This is a genomic window from Haladaptatus sp. HS23 (assembly GCF_056892285.1).
On the sequence record NZ_JBXGLH010000006.1, the window covers coordinates 97,193 to 122,868 of the forward strand.

A 25,676-nucleotide genomic window follows, 5' to 3' on the forward strand; every position below is an offset into this window, starting at 1 on the left:
GTCGGTTCGGTATCATCGAAATGGTTTTGCGTCACTTAGTATGATTTTGAGGCGACTGAAAAGAGTAGAGTCGCCTCTTGCTCTTGTAGATTGGCCTCTTAGTACTTTCGAGATTATCGAAATGTAAGAGCCATCATTTCCCGTTTCGAATGTACCGAATGTCGCTGGTTGCGTCTGAATTACAATTGTAGTATTGTAATGTCCAGAATCCGCTTTCGTCGATCTCGCTAGTATCTTGACCCGAATGTGATTGTCAACAGTTCTGTAATTCCGGGCTCGACATATGAGAGACAATGACACAACCCTTATAGGGGTATTTCCCATCATTACAACCATGTCGAACTCGGGAGCGCCAAACCGACCCATCAAAACGGCAGTACGAGTGTTCGAATTGGTGGAGATCATCCAGCAAGAGGAACAGGCTACGTTTACCGAAATAGCAGAACACACAGATATGGCAGAGAGTACGTTACATGACTATCTCACGACGCTCGTTCACATCGGCTATCTCTCCAAACAGGATGGAGAGTATAGGCTATCGCTTCAGTTTTTCGACCATGGGACCGCTGCCCGAGAACTATTTTCGATATACCCGAAGTCAAGAGAGACTCTCAAGGGATTAGCTGAGAAAAGCGGTACAGCAGTTTGGTTGATGGTTGAGGAGAATGGAAAGGCAGTATATCTCTCCCAAGCACTTGGAGAGAATGCTATCGAGACGCACGAACGACTCGGGAAACATGAGTACATGCACTGTTTAGCCTCCGGCAAGGTGATGTTAGCTTTCTCCTCTGAGCAACATGTTCAGAATGTCGTTGACCAACATGGGCTTCCACAAAAGACACAGAATTCAATCTCGACTATCGAAGAGCTCCGCGCAGAACTCTCCGAGATTCGTGAGCAGGGCTATGCAGTAAACCACAATGAAACAGCCATGGGGGTTTCGGCGGTCGCTGCACCCATCGTTGTTGATGAGTCTGTACTCGGTGCGGTCGGGATTGCTGCACCAGTTACGCGAGTGGAGAATGAGTCGTACCGGGAGCAGTTGATTGAATTGGTCACAACCGGATCGAACGAAATCGAACTCAAAGTGAAGTATGACAAATAGGAGAATCACTCACCAGTAAGCGAGATAGCTGAGCAGCTGATTAAACGGATTAATCGGAAACGCCAGTTAATGAAAGACTGTATACACCTTTTGTACACGCCATATATAGTCGTGGTTTTTACACCCCTATACCCTACACATCACTATTGTAAGACGCAGTGTTCAAAATACTCGGTCGCATAGACGGAGACAATGGTTCGGAATCTCATTACCGTTCTGTTCGGTGATCCATTTGCAGTTATGAACACGATTGGCTTGATCGCGTTTGCACTCGTTGGATCGGCCAAGGCGATCCGTGAGGAGTTCGATCTATTCGGAATTACGGTCGTTGGTCTGGCAATGGCATTTGCTGGTGGGACGACACGGGATCTCCTTGTGAGTCGAGTTCCTCTCGCACTTCAGTCGCCAATCGAAATCAGTCTGGGTCTGCTCGGAGTCGGCTTAGCGATTCAATTGAGCACCGTCCTACCATCCCCAGATAACCACCCAATTACTCTCGTCTCGGACGCTATCGGGCTCGCTGCCTTTGCTACAACTGGTGCGATTGTCGCAACCGAGGCAAATGTTTCTGTGTTTGGTGTCGTCGCTATTGCAACAATCAATGCAGTAGGAGGTGGTGCAGTGGCAGATATTCTGCTCGATCGTTCTCCGTTTATCCTCTTTGACGATTTCTATGCATCTTGTGCGGTGTTGGGCGGGAGTGCATACTGGGTAGTGACAAATTTGGGAGCTGCTGGGAGCACCGCTGCCGTAGTGTGTGCAGTAGTGACCGTTGGGACACGGTTAGCAGCAGTTACGTACGACTGGAATCTTCCCACAATGCAAAAATTAGGATTAATAAGTAGCTGAGCCACTGGTAAATACCAGGACAGATGCCCATGTATTCTAAACCGACTAAACAACGTTGTTATTCATACCTTCTTGCAGAATTTAGATCATCAGGATGTACCCTGTATGGACTGTTCATGGATTTTATTTGTAGCTCAATTGAAAATGCGGTACTGAAGTACGATTAGAGTACTGAGTGAGTTTTTGTATTATTAAATTTAAATTGGAAAATAACCTCACAAAACATAGGACTGACCACAGTCAAGCATCGAGCGCTACTGAAATATTTACGTTTACTACTATCGTATACGAGAGGAATGCAACCGAGAGTAGATTGAGAGATGTTTTTGAATCATACTCACGTATGAATTGGCCATCTAAGTGTGGTTTTTAGATTGATACAAGCAACAAAATAGTTGAGGGTCACCAGTAATTATATATGATAAGAATGGTTGATATTATTTAGCATGGTCGGACACCAGACGCTATCGATAGTACCGACATACATGGACATTGCCAATAGCAACTTGTTATGGCTTGCGACAATACCAGTGGTACTGGTCGTACTGCTACAAGCCGGACTATTTCTCCGACACGCGTGGAAGAACGGAGGCGAATTGGGACTATCAGATGAACAGCTAAAGACCGGACTCAAAACGGGAGTAATATCTGCGATTGGCCCTGCGGTAGCGGTCTTAGCTGGTATGCTGGCTCTAATCGCGACCGTAGGTGGTCCGGTTGCGTGGATGCGACTATCTGTAATCGGTTCGGTAGCATTTGAGTTGCCAGCTGCCGAGCTCGGTGTTTCTCAATTTGGCTATAGCTTGGGTGACAGCGGAATCACCGAGCAGGCGTATGCAACTGCAGTTTGGTCAATGACTCTTGGTGGAACGGGCTGGTTACTGGTCTCGGCATTCGGGACCCCACACATGGAGAAGGTTAGGAAAAAAATTGGCGGCGGGAAAGAAAAGCTCATCCCGATCATCAGTTCTGCGGCTATGCTCGGGGCTTTCGCCTATTTCCTCACGGGAGAGGTTACGACAGGAACTCCGGAAACTGGCTCTGTGGCCGCTGGTGGCATAGTAATGCTCGTGTTATTACAGATCGCCGATCAAAAAAATATTCAGTGGATCAGAGAGTGGGCGTTAGGAATTGCGATGATAGTTGGTCTGGCGGTCGGAATCGCGATCCAATTGTTAATCGGAAGTTGGTGGTAATATGTCTGAACAACAACACGAAACAGCCGTCGCCGATGAAGTAGCAGAAGATGTAGCACAAGACAAAAGCGTCTACCAGAATCAGTTCATACCGTATATCAATAAGTGGGGACGACGGACGAATCTGCTCGCAGTAGGACTGTCTCTGGGACCTGCATTAGTTCTACTCACGGTGTTCGAGATCGTTCCTCCGGCAGAGGCGATCACTGGAGCATTTTTGTCGATAGCCGCTACATTCGGGATCTTTTGGATTATTGAACCGGTATCCTACTATCCTGTTTTAGGGATTCCCGGCACGTACATGGCGTTCTTATCTGGGAATATCGCGAACCTACGGCTGCCATGCGCTGCTGCTGCCCAAGAGAGTGCCGGCGTGGAAACCGGCACACCACAGGGTAGTTTGATCTCGACAATCGCAATTGCCGCATCAATAGCCGTTAATATCACGATATTAGCAATCGGGTCAGTTGCCCTTGTTTCTATATTCCAAGCGCTTCCAGAGCTGTGGCAAAATGCACTCGACTCGTATCTCGTTCCCTCCGTATTCGGTGCAATATTCGCACAATTCGGAAGGGATTATCCAAAGCTCGCGGGTATTGGATTCACGATCGCTCTGATAATGACGCTTCTGATGGACTTCGGCCTACTTTCGTTCCTTCCAGGCTTCCCGCTGTATGCCGTGATAATTGTCTCTGTTTTTGGAACGATGTATGCCGCTCGAGGAATGTGGGAGAAAGACATGATTAGTTCGCCCAATGAATAGTTGACATAGATTCCCACATTCATAATTTTATATTTTAATTGTCAATTTGAAACATGAGTAAATAATATAAGGAGGACACTGTTAGTATAGATATGCGACCGAAGGAGAGTTTAATCGAACTGCGACGGAAGTTCCATCAGTACCCGGAGCCGGGGTGGTGTGAGTTCCTGACTACGGTCAGGATTGTAGAAGAACTTGAGCATATCGGAGTAGATGAGATACACGTTGGCCCCGACGCGCTAGAGACCACAGAGCGACTAGGTGTTCCAGACGAGGAGGAACGCTCAAAGTGGTTCGAAAAAGCAAAATCCGAAACTGACCGAACGGATATTTTAACGCACATCAAAGGAGGGAATACAGGAGTCGTTGCAGTCATTAATCGCGGCGAGGGACCCACTGTCGGGCTTCGTGCCGATATCGATGCGCTTCCAATCAAAGAATCACAGGCCAGTGAACATATGCCGACGGCCAAGGGTTTCCAATCAAAGAACGCCGGATTCATGCATGCTTGCGGGCACGATGCGCATATCACATTTGGTCTGGGTACACTCCGAACGGTTCTCGAGAGTGATTTTAATGGAACGTTCAAGGTATTCTTCCAACCCTCTGAGGAGCTCCTTGGCGGCGGAAAACCGATGGCTGCAGGACCACACATTGATGACGTAGAGTATCTGATCGGTGCACATGTCGGACTCGACTATCCAACAGGGACCGTGGTTGCGGGTCTCGACGGAGCGCTCGCCCTTTCGCGGTTCGACGTTACATTCGAAGGAGAGTCTGCACATGCTGGGTTCGCACCTAATGATGGTCGGAACGCAGTACAGGCATTAGTAACTGCTGTAAATGATATCTATGGTATTCCTCGGCACAAAGAGGGTGAGACACGGGTGAACGTCGGGAATATTTATTCAGAGAATCCCGCTAACGTGATTGCCGATCGAGCGACCGCTAATATAGAGGTTCGCGGGGGATCAACTGATCTAATGGAATATATGCGTGATGCCGTCTATCGCTGTCTCAATTCAGCAGCAGATGTACACAAATGTGACGTAGATGTCTCGCTTATCGGAGAATCGATCCGGCAAGACTGCGACGAGGAGCTAGTTGAACTTGTAAGTGAAGTAGCAGAGAATATTAATGGCACGTCCACCGTTCGTGGACGAGATAACATAGGAGCAAGCGAGGACGTTACGTATCTACTGAAAGCGGTCATGGAAAATGGGGGACGAGGAACGTACATCGGTATTGGTGCTAGCAATCCCAGTGGACATCACACCCCTACGTTCGATATCGACGAAGAGAGCCTCTCAATCGGAGTAGCAACCCTTTCGCAGACAGCACTCAAGCTTCTCTCCTAGTTCTACTACGACTACTTTTCGTCGGCACACGATTTGTCTCCTATGAAAATGCCCACTACACTGGAAACAAGTCATATGGAGTTTTATGCAAACATCTTCTATCGAAATGAATTTCTAAATATTGAATTGTTTATAAATATGTAATATTTGGGTGGCAAGATGTGACGTGTCCACATGATTCATACAGATATACTCCTTTAGAGGAGACAATGAATGTACTGTCACAGCGAGAGAACTCAGTCGAATTAGTAAATGTATCCACTCGTGTTTTGATGACCTCAAGAACGGTTCCCTGTGCTAATTGTGATACAGAAGTCAAGCTCAGTAATCGACATAAATACGTCTCTGCGATCCATCCACAAACAGACGCTGATGATCTCTTTGATGAATCAGTGTTGTGCGATGCTGACTGTGTTTCCGATTTCGTATAGATGATTTTGCTCCGAACACGGATAGCAAAGTGGCGACCAAGAATTCTGTGTCTGTAACTGCCCCAGCAGCGAGCGATTTTGAATATAGCGACATAGGATATATTATCGGTCGTACGCTACTCAGTAGATAAGCGAAAATGATTCTAGAATATGCATAGTATGATGGACAAATAGAGGTATTAAACCCTTGTCGGTGCCACCGCAATCCATCTCTCAGATTCTGGCGCCAATCGTAGATGGTCGGGTATGATTCCAATCAGATTCTATATGGATGTAATAGTGAAGATTTCATCAATCATTGACTAACTAGATAATCGCCAGCAAGGTCGATAGTAGTTATTCTCTATGAATCAATGAATCCATGAATAAGAGAATCAAAGAATCAGTGAGTCTTTGAGCATTGGAATCGACAGGTGCAAGACCAATATGATCAAAGAAACCATGATTCCTTGATTCAATGAAGTTTAAAATCAGTGATTCAGAGAGATTATGAATGAGTGGCTCAAAGTCATCTTGAGTTACTGATTCCATGAGTTCAGGAATCAAAGAGACAGTGAGGTCAATACTCACAGAGATATAGAATCAATGATTCAGTGATTCAAAGATCCAGTGATTTAATGATATATCGAATGATATTGAGTAGTAGAGCCTTGCTATTGGGCGAATAAGATTTGAATAAAGAAGCAGAGCGTCTGACATAGATTTATGAATCTTTGATTCATTGAATCAAGTATGTCCGATGCACCACGAGGATGGGCCGTCACACCACCCACCGGCATTCCAACGATCGCCTTCGGCAATCAAAAAGGCGGCACAGGAAAAACGACTGCGACAATCAACAGTGCGGCGGCATTAGCTACCACTGGTAATGATGTTTTGGCGATTGATATGGACCCCCAGGCCGACATGACGAAAGGACTTGGGCTTGGTTCTGGAAATGATAACGACTCGTCAAATCCAAAGAATGACCTTCCGAATATACTCATTAGCGATGATGCGAACCTTCTCGATGTTCTCGTCGACAACCCTCGCACGCATGATACACGACTGTCGGAGATCATTGTTAAAGCAGACGAACATGATCATTTGAACTTCGATCTTGTGCCAAGTCACAAAGATATGGGTCTTGCGCGGGACTGGATGGACGACGCGAGTGCGCGCCTAGCATTAAAACAAGCTCTTGAAGAACTAGTTGCAGATGGGTTTGATTATGATTATATACTAATCGATTGTCCACCCGACCTCTCGGTCTTGACCGATGCTGCATTTATCGCAGCACAGAATGTATTCCTTGCTGCCCAAACACAGGCAACTTCGCGGGATGCATTGGATGACCTATGGGATCAATTGGAGTCTATCGAAACCAATCAAGACGTCGAAATCGCAATTATTGGTCTTCTGGCAAACATGTATCGTGAAGACGGCCAGTCGCGAAAATTCCTGGACGCGTTCGATGAATCATGGGCCTCTATGGCTCCAATTTTCAAACTCCCGATTCGGGTTGCGATTCAGCGATCCTGGGACAACGGACAGGATATCTTCCAATGGGAGGATGCAAACGATCAAGAAGTCGAACACACCCTATTTTTAGAAATAGCAGAGACAATGGAACGAGCATTCGACAAAGCACAGGTGGAGGCATAACTATGCCTCGAGGAATGGATGAACGATTTGAGGATCCATCCGAAGATGAGGAGACGGTTCCTAAGCCTGAAACAGAGACATCCTCAGAATCAACCGACAATGACAGAATAGGCGCTGAAGAGATCGAATCTGAGCCAAAAAATAACGAATCAACAGAGCAGGCCGAAATAGAGTCGTCAAACCTAGACGATACTGCCGACGAGGACGAACCTCTTAACATCCGGGAAGACTGGGATTCAGCGACGCTCTACGTTGAACCAAACCAAAGTGAAGATATCGAGATCACATTTACTCGACTGAAAAAGCAGTTGAAGCGCGACGGTGTGACACTCGAGAAGAACAAACACTTCTATCGTGGAATTTTCGAGGTGGCTTTCAGTGACTATCGTGAGGAAACGAAAGAAAAGATTCGCGAATTGGCGAATCAAGACAAGTGACTAAGCAAGTATTATCTTTGACTCTATGATTCAAAGAGTCATTGAATCGTAGAATCAGTAAATCAATGAATCAGTGATAAACTGGTTTAAATGAGGCTAAAAGATCGAGGGCGGGTTTTTAGTTTGACTGTGAATCGTACTTTACTCGGACTAGACTTCTCGTAGTTGCTAAGTACAGTGACCGTCGGAATCACCGTGCAACTGCCCGATGGAAAGATCTGTCACTGCCAAGTTTGTCTACAAACCATCGTTTTGGAGAGTACCGAATGGACCGATCTGCTCTCACACCAATGTATACTGCTAGCCTTGGATCTACAGCCATTCCTTAGACCATGCTTCAATTTCATCGAAGACTGGGCAAAGTGAGGTCCCTTTCTCCGTTAGTGAGTAATACGTGGCGACAGGTGCATCTTCTTCAAGCCGGCGTGTAACAAAGTTAGTTTCTTGTAGATAGTCAAGAACCCGAGAGAGCGTTCGTGAACTTGCCCCAGTTGAGCGTTTGAGTTCGTTGAAGCGTTTTTCGCCGCCCTGGAGATCGTGGAGGACGATGAGTCGCCACTGGGAGCCGATCTGGTCCAGTGAATCGATAACTGAGCACGCTGCCTCGTCGTACTGTTCTTCATCTTCGGACAGTCTGTTTGCTTGGGCCATTGGTCTGCGCTTGTTCATCAATACGCGCTGTACCCTCTAATAGGTTCGCCTGCGAACCAGGTTGCAGTGTGAAACTTGCAGTAACACAGGTGTCACCGGCTAACGCCAACGTTGCCTGGTATCACTGATGTCAGATTAGGTATAAATAGGTTCCAGAACGAACTAACTAACGTCGTGATACCAGCTACGATAATACCACTGCTTGCACCGCACGCCAACCAGTCGCAGACGCGAGAGGTGAGCCAATAATGGCAATCGATGCAGGACTCGGTGCGATCGTCTTCCTCATCGCACGGGTACTCTTCGGCGGCCTCCTCGCGTTCCAGGGCCTCAACCACTTCCAGAACGCCGACGCAATGAGCGGGTATGCCCAATCGAAGGGCGTCCCCGCAGCCCGGGCAAGCGTCCTGCTTTCCGGCGGCATGCTCATCTTCGGCGGACTTGGAATCGTACTCGGAGTGTTCCCTGCGATTGCCGCCGGGACGGTCGCGGTTTTCCTCCTCGTTACGACGCCAATGATGCACGACTTCTGGGCAGTGCCCGAGGACCAGCAGCAGGCCGAGATGATCAACTTCATTAAGAATGTCGAACTCCTCGGTGCGTCGCTGGTCTTTCTCGCCCTTAGCAGTGAAACCTGGGCGTACGCGGTGGGTGTCGGTCTCGGGCTCTAATCGCCCCCGAAAACGCTCGACCTCCGAGAATAGGTTTTCGAACGCAAACACTCAAACAATACATGACGACCGAAACATCTGGACTCCACCACGTAACGTCCATCTCGAGCAATCCACAGCGGAACGTGGACTTCTACACCGAAGTCCTCGGATTGCGCCTCATCAAGCGAACTGTCAACTTCGATAACAAATACACCTATCACCTCTACTACGGTGATGAAGTCGGCACTCCAGGCACCGTGCTAACGTTCTTCCCGTTCGAGGGTGCCCGACAGGGTCGCGTTGGCCGCGGGCAGTCGAGCGCGACCGCGTTCATTATTCCCGAAGGCGCCGTTGACTACTGGGTTGACCGGCTCAAAGCGAGGGATGTCGACGCCGATACACCACACACTCGGTTCGATGAAACAGTCGTCCCGTTCCGCGATCACGACGGGCAGCCGTTGGAACTCGTGACCGGCACGAGTGACATCGAACCGTGGACCGATGGGCCGGTTCCTGCAGACAAGGCTATCCGTGAGTTCCACAGCGTGACGCTGGATTCTCTCAACCCCGAGCAGACGAGCACAGTGCTTGAAACGTTAGGATACGAATCCACAGCACAAGATGGAGACCGGACGCGATACCAGACAGTCGATAGTCGCGCCTCGGTCGTCGACGTGCTCGATCGGTCGGGTGCGCCACGAGGTCAACAGGGCGTCGGCACCGTTCACCACGTCGCGTTTCGGACTCCCGATACGCAGACACAAGAGGAGTGGCGCGAGCCGCTCTCAGACATCGGGCACCACGTGACGCCACAGAAGGATCGACAGTACTTCAAGTCGATTTACTTCCGAGAGCCGGGTGGTATCCTGTTCGAGATTGCGACCGATGGACCCGGTTTCACCCATGATGAATCCGTCTCGGATCTAGGGACGGAGCTAAAGCTGCCTCCGTGGTTAGAGAGTGATAGGACGATGCTCGAAGAACGGCTTCCCGAGATTGAAACCGCCATTACGACGGGAGCGGACTAAGATGACTGGACCACACCAAAACCAACCCCTCGTGACGGCTGGGGCACCCCTCGATGTCGCTGAGGCCGCGCTCGTCCTTGTTCACGGACGCGGTGCGACCGCAAAGAGCATCGTTCAGATGATCGATGAGTTCCACCAGCACGGGGTTGCGTATCTCGCGCCACAGGCTGCTCGGAACACATGGTATCCGAACCCGTTCACCGCTCCTATTGAGTCGAACGAACCCGGGCGGACCTCTGGCTTACAGGCCGTAGGGGATGCCGTAGGGACAGCCAAAGAAGCTGGCATCCCAACGGATCGAATCATAGTACTCGGGTTCTCTCAGGGAGCGTGTCTCGCCAGCGAGTTCGTCGCACGGAACCCAACACGCTACGGTGGTCTCGCCGTGTTGAGCGGTGGACTCATCGGCAAAACTGTCGATCCTGACGACTACGACGGTGATCTCAAGGAAACACCGGTGTTCCTCGGCTGCAGCGATGTCGATCCGCACATTCCCGAAGCAAGGATTCACAAATCAGCGATGATTTTTGAACAGCAAAACGGCGACGTAACCAAGCACCTCTACGAGGGGATGGGTCATGGTATCAACCAAGATGAGGTCGACTACGTTTCCACGATGGTTGCGGAACTCATCGAATAGGACAATCGCTTTCTTTGTACCGGGTTGTCAGGTTCCAGGCCTTCTACCACTCGTCCAGTAGGTTCCTCAAATTAACTATACCAGACGGATGGCTGCGTTTTGTCCTTGTGACTCGCTCATCAGTACGCGTTCTCCAACACGGCTTCGATCTCCTCCGTCGTTGGATCTAATCCGCGTGGGACGTTCGCAATGAGGGGATCGGTACGGATTGTTTCTGCGACCTTAGAGAATTCAGTCGGCTCGGGACCGTCGACTTCTCTGAGTTGGGTAGGGAGGCCAAGTGCATTGCGGACCTGCTCTACAGACTCAACAATCGCAGCTGCTATATCAGGGCGGTCACTGACACCGAATGCCTCTGCGAGTAACTCGCGCCGGCCATCGACGTTCTCGAAAAGGTATTTGAGTACGTGCGGTGCGATGATACCGTGTGCGGCCCCCTGCTGGACTTCATACGTGCGAGTCAGCCCGTGTCCGAACGCGTGGATAATTGAGAGCGTTGTTTCCCCGGGCCTTGAAATTCCGTACTGGACTAAGAGGATTCCTTCTACGACCGGTTCGAGGACTTCTTCAGTCACGGTCTGGTTACTGAGTCGATGGAACCCTTTTTCGAGCAGTCGGAGACCTCGAGTTGACGTTGCGTCTGTTATCGGCGTCGAGTTTCGAGCATACACGGTCTCGATTCCCTTGTCGAATCCGTTCATCGCGGACGCTGCGAGAATCCGTTTGGGCGTTGCGGCGAACAGTTTCGGATCGTAGAAGACTGATTGTGGCATCAGTCGCGGATCGGAGATGCTGCCGCTAGCCGGTTCGGCGACTAGCCCGGATGTTGGTGTAGCAGTCACACCGGCCACGATGGACAAATCTGCACCCGCAAGCGTCGTGGGGATTGCGGCGATCGGCGGTAACGGATTTGAGGGGATCGATATTGACCGAGTCTTTGCGAGTTCGTGACCGACATCTCTGGGGTCACGGTCGTCAGCGGCAAGGACGCTGATGACCTTCGCGACGTCGAGACTACTACCGCCACCGAGGCTGACGAGAACATCAGCATTGTGGGTCCTCATGGCTTCAAGGCCGTCGTAGGCGGTTTCGAGCCACTTTTCCGGTGTCGTTCCGGCGAACACACCGACCAGTTTCTCGTCCAGACCATCCGTGACCGGATCGATTACTGCGGGTGTGGATCCAACCGTGGACCCACACACAACGAGTGCGCGGTCATACCCTTGAGTATCGAGTTCTGCACCGAGGGCGTCGACACAGCCGGTCCCATACCTCAGAACATTCGGTCTGTACTCAAACCGAAATCGCTTCTGATCGACCATTAGAGGCCCTCCCAACTAAGAGTGAAAGCCTTACACTGCTGTATGTTCAGGATAAAGGTATGAAATTTACTATTAGAGTGGGTCAGTTCCATAGTGTGAGATACTACGGTTCTGATAACGTATGGATTCTGCGGGCACAAGTGTTACGACATGGCGTCCGTGATATCACGGATCCCCGACGTCAACAAATTCTTTCGTGCTCTTGGAAGTATACTCTCAAAGGCACTGTCTAGATGAGGGAAACCAAGCGACAGCGGTACGATTGGCGGAATTTTATGCACTGTTCGTAGGTGACTGATTTTTGAGAGTGAGATGAACTGTACCACGAGAAGACCGAATCCGATTGCTTCACCGAACACCTAGTCATGGTGAGACGAGGAGATTCGTTAGCAACTCCCGTTAAAGACATTGAAACGCCACTTGACAACAGAATCTCGTAACTAGACAGTGCCATATTTGGAATATTCCCGGTCCCTAGACGATAAGTGGTTCGCCAAGCAACGAACGTACTCCATGGCTACCTACCGGTTCGTCTAACCGATGCAGGGCGACATCTGTAATAACCGATGTGATCCCGACCACAGCGAGTACCGTGAGATCTATCACGAACATGAGGACGATGATGACCAGAAAATTCTTACATTAGCCTGCAAGAGGGTGTTCGTCCACTTATTAAGCATCCAGAATTCTCGTCATTCCACAAAGCGTGGAACACTCGACTGGACGCCCAATATGGTCAGCGAAATCAGAATGAGACAGCAAACGCCTGCCTCAGGCCTAAGTACGGCACGTTTGTCTGCTCACGACATTTGTAAAACAATTTTGATAACTCGACATCGCTATCCTTCTCACAACTCTGACCGATCACTCTAAGAGGTCAATACAGATGAAAAGTTATCGGTGAACAAGCAGTCAAGCCCTCTCAGTCCTGGTTCCAGCGAGCGGTTGACAAGATGATCCCCCTTATTGTGGGGAGCCATCAGCTGAACTCACTGACTTTCAGTCGAATGAGGCCAACTATCGCAATTCCAGACACACCAAGCAGAACAGTGAATACGAGCACAACAGGGTACAATCCGATAACGTCTGCACCGAACCCAATCCCAATAGTAGGTAGGCCAAGACCAATGTAACTAATCGCATAAAAAGCAGAAACTACATCACCACGAATCTTGTCTGGCGAGACTTCGTTGATAAATCCAACGACACCCATGAATGAGAGACCATGACCTAACCCAGTGAGAACGCTGCTACTGAGGAGCAACTCGACTGATTGACTCGGAACGGCAACGACGAATTCGCAGAGGCCGACTATAAGAAGGAGAATCCCTAGATTCATTGACCGGTAGTACGAAAACCTTCGAAGCGATATCTGTGCGATGCCGGATGCTCCAAACACGAATGAGACGATCCCTGCGCTTAGCATGATGTTCTCAATACCCAACAATGAGGTCATGTAAGATGGCGCAAGTGAAAGGAATAATCCGATTACCGCCATAGTGAGAAATCCAATGCAGGCACCAATGAAAAAGCGAAACCGAATTGACGTCGGGATCGTTGGAAATTGGAGACGGAATTGACTAGCTGGACGAGACTGAACCGTTTCGGGCATCAAATACACTCCGATGAGTCCAGGAATCAAGAACCGAGATGGACGAGATATGGTACTTGTAGCGGTGCGGGACCGTACTGTGCGAACGTACCTGTGAGGATTGATCCCAGAGCGGTGCCGCCAACGAATGCGCCCGTCGAAACCATCGAAGCAATCTTCGGAGCGTTCGGACGCAATTCGATCAGGGCTGCGGTCGCTGCCCCGGTGACGATGCCAACACCGAGGCCCTGAATGATTCGGCCTGCGAACAGCCCCAACACCCCACCCCCGACGGCGAATACCACCGATCCCAGTGTCATGACGAGGAGACCAGTAAACACAACGCTTCGGCGACCGAAATGATCCGATATTGGGCCAAAGATGAGAGATCCAGGAATGACCGAGAGTGCGTACACACTGAAGATCAATGTAAGAATTCCGTCGGAGAACTGCCACACGCCTTGATAAAGTTCGTACAGTGGAGTCGGGATAGCCGTCCCGTATAGCACCATGAATATCGAATAGCCGATCAGCCAGAACGAAACGTTACGTCTGCGAGACATACTTTCCATTGACAGTAGCAATTACTCGATGTACAACATATATTGTCGAGTTCTTTTGTCGAAACTAAGTCCTCATCATAGTACCTATTTGGATTTGGCGCACATCAGGCACTCAAACGCCAAAACTGATGCGAACGGGTTTGATACAGTGACCAGAGAATCAACGGGGAAAACCATTCTCTTATTAGTGCAGATTTTGTACTGAGTACTATGACTGAATCGGAGCATGGCCAACAGCGTATAGAACCGAAGACAGATTACTTTTCGGTCGAAGAAAAATATCTCGATGTTACCGAGGAAGCTGAATTGTTTAATCTACTTGGGCAGGCTCACATGATGCGAATTATCGCCACGTTTATTCAGACACCGGATGAATGGCGGTTCAACGAACTCCGTGATACCCTGGATATTTCTCAAAACACGCTTTCTGCCAGACTTAATGAACTGGTTGAAGGAGACTTCGTGATCCGTCAGTCATACGATGAGATACCGCCGCGCGTTGAATACAGGCCAACAAGAAAGCTCATGGATCTTAAGTCGGTAATTTGGGCCCTCTCAGGGTGGGCCGAACAATACGAGATGAAGTCATAACCACTCGAAAATCAGCACATTCACAGATCTATGCAATGGTCGTTTCAGGAGTGTGGTTATCGAACTAGTAGTATTCCAACAGATATGTAATTCTATTTATTCGAGAACAAGTATTTCTACTAGTATTAAGAGAAACACTAAGAAATCGACAGTGCAATAGGACTGGTTGGAAGACCATCACTCGGGTCTAGATCGTTGTACATCTCGGGAACCGCCTCATTCGGAGCGTTCGATAGAACAACGACTATATGCTAAATACGTACGTTTACTCACCAAATATATTATTTGATATTAAGTTATGGAAATGGGTTTTCAACAGCCACAGATCAACAGTTGAACAAATTAAAGAAGTAGTTCACTCATTCGCGTCAAGTGCCTCCAGAACAATCTCAGGGTCACGCATTAGCCTGTGTTCCAAATAACTCCCTTCTCCAGGTCCACCGCCAGTATGCTCGCTTTCCGTGATTCCAAGAAATGACTGCTCTTTCAGGAGTCGTGCTACGCGGTCGTGGGAAAGTGGGTGACTTCCTTCGTTTTCCGCGATATTCTCATACCACTTATAGACTTCTGCTGTTCTAAACCGATTCGTTTCGTGGGCCTCAGAAAGTCCAGCCAACGCATGTAATACTAATTTCACGTGTGGAGTCTGCCCGCTCACGAGCTTTTGGAAGCGATTGGCCTCTGCTTTCTTTAATGCATTATCAACGTAGTCTTCAGTCACTTGCGAGTCTCCCGCTTTCTCCGCCAGTCGGCCAGCTTCATAGAGAGTATCAACCGCCTTCCGTGCATCTCCGTGTTCTCTGGCGGCCAGTGCTGCAGTTCGTGCAATCACGCCATCAGTCAAAACTCCCTCATTGAAGGCGTCCTTTCGATTTCTCAAGATCTCACGAAGCTGGTTTGCATCGTATGGATCAAATACTAGCTCGTTGTCTTGGAGGCTCGAATCGACTCGTTCGTTCAACCGATCACGGTATTCGATTTTGTTGCTAATACAAATGACACCAATATTTGTGTCTGATTTTCCACTTTCCTTTGCTCGAGAAATACTTCGAAGGAGTTCATCATCGTCTAGTTTATCGATCTCATCAAGAATCACGACAAAGGAGTCGATATTTTCTTCCGAGAGAAGTTCCCACGTGATATCTCGGTAGTCCGCTGCTCCGATTCCAATTCGAGGGATTGATTTTTCTATACCGAGATTTTCACGAAGTTCCCGTGCCATCTCACGGCTTGCCTTCGTTTCCGACTGATAATCGGAACAGTCCACGTAAGAGTACTGGAGTGTATATCCGTTATCCGCAGCTCTCCGAGTCGCCTCACGAGTGACACACCTCGCAACGAGTGACTTTCCGGTCCCTGTTTTGCCATAGATAATTGATGTTTCTGGCGGACCGCCTTGGGTAGCAGGACCGAGAGCACCACCAACCTCCCGAACCTCATTGTCTCTTCCAACAACACGGCTAAGTTCTGGAACATGGCCGACCCGGACCAGTTCACGATTAGCGAAGATATCTCCAGTTTGGAAAATATCATCGGTGAACTCATCCTGTCTTGAATTGGGCATAAAGGGTTTTGAACCACCATGGTAATAAATTTACCCCACCAAATACCGAGTGAGTATCGGAAAAGATGCGTTTTATGCCCCCTACTTAGCGAATAGGTAGCATTTATAAGTCAAAGTTTACAGACACACACACCTCATCCCGAGTGAGAACAGATAATCAATGAAGAGAAGCCTACTTACGATTTACCCGGACACACCTCATCCCGAGTGAGAACAGATAATCAATGAGGACAAGTATACTTTCGATATACTCGGACACACCTCGTACCGAGTGAGGATACTCGGTTGATTAACTAAATAACAATTCAGGTCGAAGATCACTTATTAAACGGTATTTTATTCAAACTTTTTCTTTTGAAATATCCTGACTGTGGGCGGTTACTGAGAGTAATATAATAAACTATTTATAGTATATTATATTGGCATACAATTCAGATCTACGATCCCCTCTATTACTCCATTTCAGACCCTCTACACTGCCGCTTGTCACTCGGTACGAGGTGTGTCTGACGTATGGCTGACGAGGCAAATAGGCATCGTGTATGACCCCGTTCTCACTCGGTATGAGGTGTGTGTCTGGAATGGACTGCCTCGAGATGACCATAGGTACTCGGCTTGTTTTTGTTCGTAGATGGTTCTCCTTCGTTACCTCACTCGGTACGTAGTGTATTCGAGTATATCGAGACCTCATTTTTGATAATCCCGACTTCTTTACGGTCCATAAAACAAACACTGCACATTACCTACAGTATCACAGTAAGAGTCCCCGAGTTTGCCTGCGAGGGTGAATCAGTATACACGTTTTCATCTGTTCTACCGTGTACTGAAGAGGGATAATTAGGCGAGACGCATACCATACTTTGTCGCTCTAACGTGCGCACGGTTGCGTACAAGGTGTGCCGCTTCTGACCGTTCACCGCGAACTGCAACGGGCCACACCAGGACGAGTGGACTCTCTGAACCCTCTTAGCGTCTGAACGGACGTCCACAACAGAAATTAGGAGATTACAAGGACCATGATTCCCACCTGGATGGCTCCAAAAGATCTGCAGAACGTACCCCTATGATTGTTCTCCTACTGATCCGTAATCTCGTGGCTAATAAACCGATTCTTTAGAATCATTCTATCGAGTGTGTCGACCCGCCTAAGCGAATCTCTTTGAGACATAGGGGTATAGGAGGATTTGAATCATGTTCATATGCTTGAGTTAGTATATTATACTAACTCATGAATTGTCCTCCTCAAACGTGTTTACTTCGAGTTACTACAATACCCGTCTCGACTCGTTCAGATCTTTCTGTTGCAATTACGAGTAGATTCAACGGCTACTACTAATTCCTTGAAACAAATCCGACGAATGATGGTTGCCACAGATGCACCGGTTCGAAGTGCAATACTCGCATCGGTCAATGCCCACTGGGATGCTAGTGTTTGAACTCTCAGGGATGCAACCGAGTGGTACCGGCTATGTGCTCAGTTTTGTACTCATATTTAAAACGAGGAACTGTATGGGTCACTTGACCAAATACAGTAGAGAATATCCTGCAAGATTGTGAGTAGTGATTCTCTCTCCAACTGATTTTATGACTAACCTTGCCGATGGTACTTTCTTTGGATTATTTAGTGGTCATTTTTACCTGTCTAATCGAAATTCTTATTTATATGGGACCATCAGTGCTAATTGCTGTAGTATAGTATGTAACCAACCAGTTCATGGTGTTGCCTCTCATTCACCTGATGAGTAAACGTCTCACAGGTGTTGACTTTCCCTGTGTACAGTCGCTCTGCCTTATCGAATCCTATGATCATTATATTACTCCGCACATACGTAAAGTGGACTCACGAGATACAAAATATGGAATAACTCTCTTGCGAGTCATTCAAACCCCAATATCGACTGATTAGGTTGCATAAGAATAAAAAATAAAATCCTACTGTACTAATACTATTTGCGGCCTATTCAGACCGCATAGGTCGGATAGCTCCCATCCGACTCATTCGATTGCCACAGGAGAACGCACTCCCCCCTTTGTAAGTCCTAACCATCGATGTGAGACAAATGTTTGCTGAGGTGCGTTTGAGTGGCCTATATCTTGTTGAATCTCTTCAATGGGCTGTAATCCATTTCATGGGCATCAGAACGGATACACGAATGTGACCAATCCGAAAGACTATGTGAACTCATAGCATGCAGAGAGATGTCGGGTAAATGTTGTCATCTGAACCACAATTCCCGACGAACGTGGGGCCCAATTACCCCTTTCCCGCATTTTGGACGTATTGAAGAACGCACTGATTCGGTCTTAGCATCGAAACCTCTAATAAAATTACGCAGATCGCCGGCTGAAAATCTCGGATATTTGGGAGTTGTGGTAATAGTAGCTCATAAGCACTGAATCCCCGAATTGGAACTTTCGTGAAAGGCGTGGTCGATTAGTATCGAGTGGCTAGCCCAGTTCAGAGCCTTCGGCACCGTTGTAGTCATGCTAATTCTGTGTACCAGGTGTCAGCAGCATGCCGACGGCGGATACGCTTCATACTCAAAATGGCTACTATTTGCTTAGTGACCAGCTTGACTAGTAGTATCTCGCTGATTTCCCCTCGTTTTACTGTTATTATTCTGCAAGACAGGTCAATAACAGATTCTTCCGCCTTTCTACAGCCAGAGCAGATAGAGTACCTCTGATAGATTCAATTTGAGCTGAAAGTTCATTTCACTCTTCAAATCACGCTATGTGGTTGTCTGCTCGGCGAGATGCTCGACATCCTCCAGATCATCCGGAACGAGAATCAACCGAAGTCGCGGGCGTCCAACCTCGATAGGAACTTTCTCCGTCTTTATCAGACCATGATCCTCGAGTCGAGTTTTGGTTCGCGAAAACGTCGCTTTACTCGCCATCCCGGTATCTTCGCCCCACTTACTGATGTCATAGAATAGTAATTCGTTGTTCGCACCAACCAACAGAGCAATTGTAACCGCGTCGAGTTCATCGTTTTCTCCCGGGATTCTATCAACCGATTCAAAGACCATCATAAAGTCGTCCTCAACCTCGTCTCCGAACTCCTCGCTAAGAGTTTCTCGGACATGCGAAAGGGGTGGTGTTCGCAAATTGAATGTATCACCATCCTCCCAATCGTCTGAAAAGGCTGACTGGATGTTTTCCACTAGTTCTTCGTCTTCTGAATGCAATCCAGTTAGCTCGCCATCTAATGATACAACCGTCACAACCTGTTCGTCACTAACCAGCAAGGAACTTCGTGCAATATCAGTTGTGTTGCGAAGTTCCAGTGTGTCCTGATCGATTAAGTCTGCAATCTGGCTTGCAAGGATGAAATCCTCTGTCGAAGATTTCAATACATCTGATGATGCGAGCACCTGTAGATTAGGTAGAACACCCTCAAAGGATGATGCCGTCTCCATAATTGTTCGAAACACTACCGGTTCCGGATTAACAACGAGAACGGAGTCTGCGTCTTCGAAGAGTGCGTGAATCGTATTATCGAGTTTTTCATCGAACACTGCAGTTTGTGTGGACATACAAATTTCGACTATCTGCACTCTCTTTGTTCTATTTAGATTACTAATTATAGGTAGGAGCTAAAATTAGAGGATAGAACAGACTATCGTGATAAGTTGGTGTTGAAAGACTTTTTAAGAATAGTCTAATTTGTTTTGAACGGCGTGATTACCTGCTGGATATTGTTTATTCAAAAAGGAATCGTTATCGAATGTATTGTGCTTATCTGATCATCCTTCGGTTACGTACGACGTTTACAATCATATGCTCTTCTGATAGAATAACTTGATTTTATCTAATTGTTTGGTTATTATAATATGCTAACATTCTGGATCGTTCGGTAGTAAGTCTTTCTCAGCATACTAAGGGTCGCTTCTACACATCTATTTTCATTGTAGCGAATCTCTGTTCTAGGTCATCGAGTTTTCTATTTATCTCACTAATAAATTCGGAACTCTGATCAGTTGTAACTGCACCGTTCTGTGTTGGAACGATTAGGCTTTCATCTTCTAATATCCGTAATGAATATCTCACTTTATGTCTTGGATGACCGGACTCTTTAGATAGTTTCACGATTCCGATTGGTTGGTCTGTCACGATATACTGGAGCAATTCGAGATGTCGTTCAAGCATCTCTATTTGCTGTTCAGCGTTACTGATCATTCTACATAATGACTTAGAACGGTATTTGTTAACTCTTATCTCTGCGCCAATTTTTGACTTTCTCACCGATCGCCTCAATCTTCACCACCCGGCGTTCTCCACTTTCTACAGGTGGTTCTTCAACTATCGTCGCGCAATCAACTATTGAAATATGGCACATTTCATCAGAGTTTAGTGGATCGTTTGTAAACTCTCGTTTGAGGTGGGTGATCGTATACAGTCGCCATCTTTGTCGATCTCTGTACTAAGCACATAAAAGGATTCATCGAATAGTTCCTTTGAGTTCCTGCTTTACTTTCAAATAGAACTATTCGCATGAATCTACCGATCAGTGTTTTGGGAGTTAGTCCCTATGTTTGTTCACTCAATATATTCTTAATTAATAAATAAAGTTAAAAGGTCAATCAAGAATCATAGACACTCACGAACGCCTTTCGTCCAAAGATTTACTTAGTCCGCTGCCAAGACCATTAGTAACAATGACTTCGAATGAGACATCTCCACACACACCACTTGCGCAAGAAGCACTCGACGCACTTACAACAACATTCGAGAATGAAAGAGAATTCACATATGAGCGAGCATATGCGACCCTCAAAGAGAAAAAGAACCTTGAGCGACCTGCGGCTGAGGACATTATTGAACGACTCTACATGAACGGCTATCTCTATGTGGTTGAGGGAAAACTTCGGTTTACTGACTACGAAGCCAAATAACGAAATCGCTATCACTTGTGGGGAGTTCACAGTACTCTGGTCTGCACAAATGACTGTGCCTCAAGTCGACTTTGTATGTATGATTTCCACGATCATTGTGGCGTGCTACAGGCTGTTTATGGTGGCCTAGAGACGCCTTGCTGATTCGTTTTGTTGCTTATAATTGGTTTGTGCCCAGTGTACGATGCAATAGTAGGTATAACTGCTCTGAAGAAGTTTAGTTTGTGACTTTTGACAATAAAATGTATTTTCGATTCATCAATTTTCCGTGCATCTCGTAATTCATTCCATTATTGGTTTGGATATCGGTATCATGAGTGAAGCTGGAGCGCTGGTTTATATAGGGTTTAGTTATCAAGTTTGAGTGAGTAATAACGCTTGCGCGCATCTCTAAGTAGAGGGCGGGATTCAATTATGTCCACTTCTTCGAGCCGATTTAATGCATAACGAACGGTCCGTCCAGGAAGTAGAGTTTTTTCCTGAATTTGTTTCTGAGACAGTGGATCATTGTAATCGAGTACTTTTGCAACTAACTTCGCACTCGGTGGTAGCTCAGATAACAACTCGATAGCTTTAGTTCTGTTCTGATTATCGCTATTAAGCTGTGCAGTTGCTGGGGATCGCATTACGATACCTTATGAGGACACCAGTATAATAATTTGGCTGTTGAAATCTACACTTCGACTTAAAAATTAGAGGATGGGAACTCTTCAAAATCTTTCTGAATCAGCCTTATAAATAACTAAATGTGTCGTTTACTCTCGCAAGATTTGCGTAGAACATATGGTCCCGATGCACTGTGTTCAAAATTTTGAACAAGAGGGTAGGGTACCGCGGTAGAGAAACCACAAGTAGTCATACCGGTGCCAGAGGTTTTCACGGTCATTTTCGCTATTTGCTAATGATTTGTCCGAAGATAATGATTCATCGTGACTCTCCTTAAGCTGTATTCGAGAGGAGGTGCCGATGCAGTAACATTCGCTGCGTCGTTAACTTCTATTTGATCAAACAAATATAGCGAGTAACTTTTTAATCAAGCAGTATAGAACCTCTTATCCAAAACTACCCACCATGCCACAACACCGAGAGTCAAGCGGATCGGCTCCGTAACTAACAAGTTAGAGGATTCTAACTGCGTGGTGATCTATCATTGTACCCTTTTGATGGCAGTGACCGTGGTAAGTTGGTGATTCAGAAACTGGTTTCCACGTGATTTCAGCTATAGCTTCAGCCTCATTTCCGTTGAGTAGGTTGAGAGCATCCAACTGGATTCTTACAGCGTCAAATGGCTCTGTGAATACACCACCTCAATCAATTTTGCAACCAGATTATCGAGAATTTATATAATAATCATATTTTAAGAATGGTTTAGTGTCAATTTAGGTGTGTGATTTAGATTTCCCGACTACTTCGATTTTATCGAAGTGGTTAACAATGGTTCTAGAGAGGTTTGTCTGTGTTCCCACATGCCGAAAAATGTTGCATTCCTAACTGGCCTGTTACAGCTATAGGATTGTAATGTAAATATTGGATCGTCTTTTCTATACATGAATGAGTACGTCACAGCTGATCTCTGGTGGTTACCTAAGTTTGAGAACATTGTGATTACTCGAGGAGAATCTGAAACCATTTTACTATGAATGAATGAATGAAGGTTATCCGTTCAAATGTTTTTAAGCAAAGAAATAGCCTCTAATACCCTCCTTCGTTGTTTATTCGCTGAATCTTCGCCCCTATTCTACTTCGGTAATATCGAACCGACCTTAGGATTAGTAGAACGGTTTTACTCAGCTGAACGCAGCATAAATAGTAGTATGATGAACTGATGGGATGCAGATAATTATAGATTTATCGGTTCGATCGGTGGACAACCATTGGGGTCGACTTTTCGTTATTAGAAATCGATTCCACAAGTGATGAAACGGCATATGCACCCCTTTCTGGTGAATCAAAGGTGGGTATCCCGAGATCTTCAATTTGCCAACGTTCTTCTGCAAGAGCGTCATGAGGACCAGCGACGGTAAAGAGGATCGGTTTATCAATCTCATCTGTTAGTGTTTTTAGGGTCTTGACGGGATAACCGATGGCCTCTTCGTAGATCTGATAGACTAGAATAATATCGATGTTCTCATCCCTTGCCACAGACTCAATGACGTCGCCAAACTCGGGGATAGGTCGTCCAGTATCAACGGGGTTATCAGTGAAGGTGATACCGGGGAGAATTTCGTCAATCTGATCCTGTGTTTCCTTATCAAGATTTGGAAATTCAATTCCACGATGTTTGAGGTAGTCCGCGATTATAATACCTGGTCCTGCCTGTGCTGTAACAACTCCAACATTTGGTCCATTAGGTGACGGTGTATTTGCTATTGCTCGACTCGCATCAATCAATTCAGTTATTGAGGAAGTTAATACGTTCCCCGAACCTGAAAACCCTTGCCTATAGGTATCGTAGTTCTGAATGGGAGCTGCCGTATGTGCTTGAACCATGTCGTTAATATCCTCATTCCCTGCTTTGAAGGAGATAATTGGTGTCGTAGAATTACGACAAATTTCAAATATGTTTTCGATATTGCTGGTTCCTTCAACGTGAAGGGCAATTGCATCGGTTTGTGGATCCTCGTCAAGTTTTGGAATAATTTCTTCAAATCCTGTATTTACTCGATTTCCGAGTCCAAACATAGCTGATACACCATAGCCCTCTCGGTCTAATTGGAACGCGGTGGTCATACCAACCCCCCCGCTTTGAGCGACGACCGCGACATTTCCCTTCTCTATGTCACTGACGCCCCTGACAAACGATGCGTATAGATCTCGTTCAGGCAAAATATATCCTGCAGTATTTGGTCCGATAATGGTTATACCGTATTCATCTGCAATCTGTTCCACAGTTCTTTGTAGATCCTTTCCTTTTTGATTGACTTCAGCAAATCCACCGGCGAAGACTACTGCTGCACCGATGCCTGCTTCACCACACTCTTCGAGAATACCTGGCAATATCGAACCAGGTACACAGCACAATGCCAAATCTGCGTTTGTTTCATGAACGGAGTCAACGAACTCATAACCGAATACACTTCCTGAACTCGAAGGATTAACAGGATATATCGGAGTGTCGTACGACTGCACATTAGCCATTGTATCATTTCCAAGTTTCCCCGACGATTTCGAGGCACCAATAACAGCGATTCCATTCGGCTCCAATAGGGCAGACAATCCCATATATAGAGTTAATCGATTATAATAAAATAGATTTCGGCTGCAGCACTATCTACAACTACAGATGATTTCCGATTCTCACAATAGTTGCTTAAAAACTCGGTCATAGAAATAAGTCACTGACTATGATTGGATCTCACTTATTTTTATGTATTATTTTCCTAGGTAATGCTAATTACTGGCACAGATGTGAGTGTAAAAATGAGACGTGCTGGTAGAGAATGATTGAGCTAGTCTCAGTTGCAACAAATAGCAAAGAGTTGAAATTGGACTACAAATAATTATTGCTGGACCCATAACCGATGAAAGCGATCGGTCAGTAGCACTAATCGAGGTATCTCTTAGCAATATTTTAGTGGTATCATTTACTCTGGGTTTGTTTTCGAGTTCATATTGATGTTTTTCAGTCTCCCTCGTCTTTACTGAATAATTTGCAGAAGGCTCACTTTCGTATTGAGTGTAGTATACAGATTTGTTTACAACAAACAATTTGTATCTGTAATGGTCTTATCTTCTGGGGCCTCTTGCTGTGTCAATTCTTTACGATCGTATAACCGTAAAGAAAATCTCGAAGACCATTACACAACTACTATTGTAATGTTGATGGCTCCTAACTGTGTCACTTTTGAACTATAAAATTCTATATAAGTGTTTACAAATACTGAATACGACAATACGATTTTGAAGAGGCTTATACCTTGATTCCATTAAAAAAGGTGTTTGAACCCGTTTTGGATCCGATCCGGTATTCGTTTTTCATCTGATTGAAGCACCTCAATACAAATCAGGACGCAATCTTCTTCACGCTCCTATTCAGAGAGGGACATTCCTTACGTCTAATCAAATTTTCCCTCATAATGAGACCGCAGCAGACTCCACATACACCTAGATGACATTGGTATATCAAATCTATCCTCTGATTTTTCTACAGTTTTAAAAATAAATGTGTTTTTGGAACCTCAATTGCAGCGCTTTCATTGACGAATCCGACTCTGAATTCCTCTACTATCGTTATTCTAGTGGTTTTCCAAAAATCTATTAGCAGGTTGAGCCTAAGCTTTGTTCACATGCATACCACTTCTAAACTTCCTCCTTTATTAGATATCACAACTATACTTTTAGATATCACAATTAAAATTACGAATAAGAGAGTATAACTAGATTGCCGACGTG

At 46.4% G+C, this 25,676-nt stretch carries 21 protein-coding genes and 1 pseudogene; 13 read left to right on the forward strand and 9 right to left on the reverse strand.

What is annotated here, in order from left to right; translation table 11 throughout:
• Positions 1–334: 334 nt before the first annotated feature.
• The 7 genes from AC1XDK_RS16915 (at position 335) to AC1XDK_RS16945 (ending at position 7,783) form a co-directional block, all read left to right on the forward strand.
• Entirely contained in the window at positions 335–1,105 is a 771-nt protein-coding gene (locus AC1XDK_RS16915; protein WP_483351138.1) for an IclR family transcriptional regulator, read from the forward strand.
• Between the two features lie 192 nt (positions 1,106–1,297).
• A complete protein-coding gene (locus tag AC1XDK_RS16920) occupies positions 1,298–1,954 on the forward strand; it encodes a trimeric intracellular cation channel family protein (protein ID WP_483351139.1) in 657 nt (218 codons plus the stop codon).
• Positions 1,955–2,400: 446 nt separating this feature from the next.
• Positions 2,401–3,150, forward strand: coding sequence for a DUF5058 family protein (locus AC1XDK_RS16925; RefSeq protein WP_483351140.1), 750 nt, complete (start codon positions 2,401–2,403; stop codon positions 3,148–3,150).
• 1 nt (position 3,151) lies between these two features.
• Complete coding sequence (locus AC1XDK_RS16930) at positions 3,152–3,913, forward strand: hypothetical protein (RefSeq protein ID WP_483351141.1); 762 nt, start codon at positions 3,152–3,154, stop codon at positions 3,911–3,913.
• Positions 3,914–4,005: 92 nt separating this feature from the next.
• Entirely contained in the window at positions 4,006–5,271 is a 1,266-nt protein-coding gene (locus AC1XDK_RS16935) for an amidohydrolase (RefSeq protein ID WP_483351142.1), read from the forward strand.
• A 1,163-nt stretch (positions 5,272–6,434) separates the two neighbouring features.
• Positions 6,435–7,346 (forward strand): ParA family protein, encoded by a 912-nt coding sequence (locus AC1XDK_RS16940; RefSeq protein WP_483351143.1) that lies wholly within the window; start codon positions 6,435–6,437, stop codon positions 7,344–7,346.
• A gap of 2 nt (positions 7,347–7,348) precedes the next feature.
• The gene (locus AC1XDK_RS16945) at positions 7,349–7,783 is read left to right on the forward strand and encodes a DUF8160 family protein (protein ID WP_483351144.1); all 435 of its coding nucleotides are present in this window, start codon (positions 7,349–7,351) and stop codon (positions 7,781–7,783) included.
• A 312-nt stretch (positions 7,784–8,095) separates the two neighbouring features.
• On the opposite strand, the gene AC1XDK_RS16950 is transcribed toward AC1XDK_RS16945, so the two are convergent.
• Positions 8,096–8,434, reverse strand: a complete 339-nt coding sequence (locus AC1XDK_RS16950) for a winged helix-turn-helix transcriptional regulator (protein WP_483351145.1) — start codon at positions 8,432–8,434, stop codon at positions 8,096–8,098.
• Between the two features lie 248 nt (positions 8,435–8,682).
• Here AC1XDK_RS16950 and AC1XDK_RS16955 point away from each other — a divergent pair, with 248 nt between their 5' ends.
• The 3 genes from AC1XDK_RS16955 (at position 8,683) to AC1XDK_RS16965 (ending at position 10,755) form a co-directional block, all read left to right on the forward strand.
• Positions 8,683–9,105, forward strand: coding sequence for a DoxX family protein (locus AC1XDK_RS16955; RefSeq protein ID WP_483351146.1), 423 nt, complete (start codon positions 8,683–8,685; stop codon positions 9,103–9,105).
• 62 nt (positions 9,106–9,167) lie between these two features.
• Complete coding sequence (locus AC1XDK_RS16960; RefSeq protein WP_483351147.1) at positions 9,168–10,115, forward strand: ring-cleaving dioxygenase; 948 nt, start codon at positions 9,168–9,170, stop codon at positions 10,113–10,115.
• Between the two features lies 1 nt (position 10,116).
• Positions 10,117–10,755: an alpha/beta hydrolase gene (locus AC1XDK_RS16965; protein WP_483351148.1), complete on the forward strand. Its 639-nt coding sequence runs from the start codon at positions 10,117–10,119 to the stop codon at positions 10,753–10,755.
• A 119-nt stretch (positions 10,756–10,874) separates the two neighbouring features.
• On the opposite strand, the gene AC1XDK_RS16970 is transcribed toward AC1XDK_RS16965, so the two are convergent.
• Positions 10,875–12,077, reverse strand: a complete 1,203-nt coding sequence (locus tag AC1XDK_RS16970) for an iron-containing alcohol dehydrogenase family protein (protein ID WP_483351149.1) — start codon at positions 12,075–12,077, stop codon at positions 10,875–10,877.
• A gap of 621 nt (positions 12,078–12,698) precedes the next feature.
• Between AC1XDK_RS16970 and AC1XDK_RS16975 the strand changes: the two are divergent.
• Positions 12,699–12,883, forward strand: a pseudogene (locus AC1XDK_RS16975) (IS5/IS1182 family transposase); the annotation flags it as partial.
• Between the two features lie 173 nt (positions 12,884–13,056).
• Here AC1XDK_RS16975 and AC1XDK_RS16980 read toward each other — a convergent pair.
• Positions 13,057–13,689: an MFS transporter gene (locus tag AC1XDK_RS16980; protein ID WP_483351150.1), complete on the reverse strand. Its 633-nt coding sequence runs from the start codon at positions 13,687–13,689 to the stop codon at positions 13,057–13,059.
• Positions 13,690–13,715: 26 nt separating this feature from the next.
• Positions 13,716–14,231: an MFS transporter gene (locus tag AC1XDK_RS16985; protein WP_483351151.1), complete on the reverse strand. Its 516-nt coding sequence runs from the start codon at positions 14,229–14,231 to the stop codon at positions 13,716–13,718.
• Positions 14,232–14,441: 210 nt separating this feature from the next.
• Here AC1XDK_RS16985 and AC1XDK_RS16990 point away from each other — a divergent pair, with 210 nt between their 5' ends.
• A complete protein-coding gene (locus AC1XDK_RS16990; protein WP_483351152.1) occupies positions 14,442–14,822 on the forward strand; it encodes a winged helix-turn-helix transcriptional regulator in 381 nt (126 codons plus the stop codon).
• A gap of 355 nt (positions 14,823–15,177) precedes the next feature.
• Here AC1XDK_RS16990 and AC1XDK_RS16995 read toward each other — a convergent pair whose 3' ends face one another.
• The 3 genes from AC1XDK_RS16995 to AC1XDK_RS17005 all read right to left on the reverse strand — a co-directional run bounded on the left by AC1XDK_RS16995 (position 15,178) and on the right by AC1XDK_RS17005 (position 20,568).
• The gene (locus AC1XDK_RS16995) at positions 15,178–16,386 is read right to left on the reverse strand and encodes a Cdc6/Cdc18 family protein (protein WP_483351153.1); all 1,209 of its coding nucleotides are present in this window, start codon (positions 16,384–16,386) and stop codon (positions 15,178–15,180) included.
• A gap of 2,732 nt (positions 16,387–19,118) precedes the next feature.
• Positions 19,119–19,925, reverse strand: coding sequence for a transcriptional regulator TbsP (tbsP, locus tag AC1XDK_RS17000; RefSeq protein WP_483351154.1), 807 nt, complete (start codon positions 19,923–19,925; stop codon positions 19,119–19,121).
• A gap of 355 nt (positions 19,926–20,280) precedes the next feature.
• Positions 20,281–20,568: a hypothetical protein gene (locus AC1XDK_RS17005; protein ID WP_483351155.1), complete on the reverse strand. Its 288-nt coding sequence runs from the start codon at positions 20,566–20,568 to the stop codon at positions 20,281–20,283.
• 479 nt (positions 20,569–21,047) lie between these two features.
• On the opposite strand from AC1XDK_RS17005, the gene AC1XDK_RS17010 reads away from it, so the two are divergent.
• On the forward strand, positions 21,048–21,284 hold the full coding sequence (locus AC1XDK_RS17010; protein WP_483351156.1) for a hypothetical protein: 237 nt from the start codon (positions 21,048–21,050) through the stop codon (positions 21,282–21,284).
• 347 nt (positions 21,285–21,631) lie between these two features.
• Here the strand turns inward: AC1XDK_RS17010 and AC1XDK_RS17015 are convergent, their stop codons facing one another.
• The gene (locus AC1XDK_RS17015) at positions 21,632–21,910 is read right to left on the reverse strand and encodes a helix-turn-helix domain-containing protein (protein ID WP_483351157.1); all 279 of its coding nucleotides are present in this window, start codon (positions 21,908–21,910) and stop codon (positions 21,632–21,634) included.
• Positions 21,911–23,132: 1,222 nt separating this feature from the next.
• Positions 23,133–24,506 (reverse strand): CoA-binding protein, encoded by a 1,374-nt coding sequence (locus AC1XDK_RS17020; RefSeq protein ID WP_483351158.1) that lies wholly within the window; start codon positions 24,504–24,506, stop codon positions 23,133–23,135.
• Positions 24,507–25,676 lie beyond the last annotated feature (1,170 nt).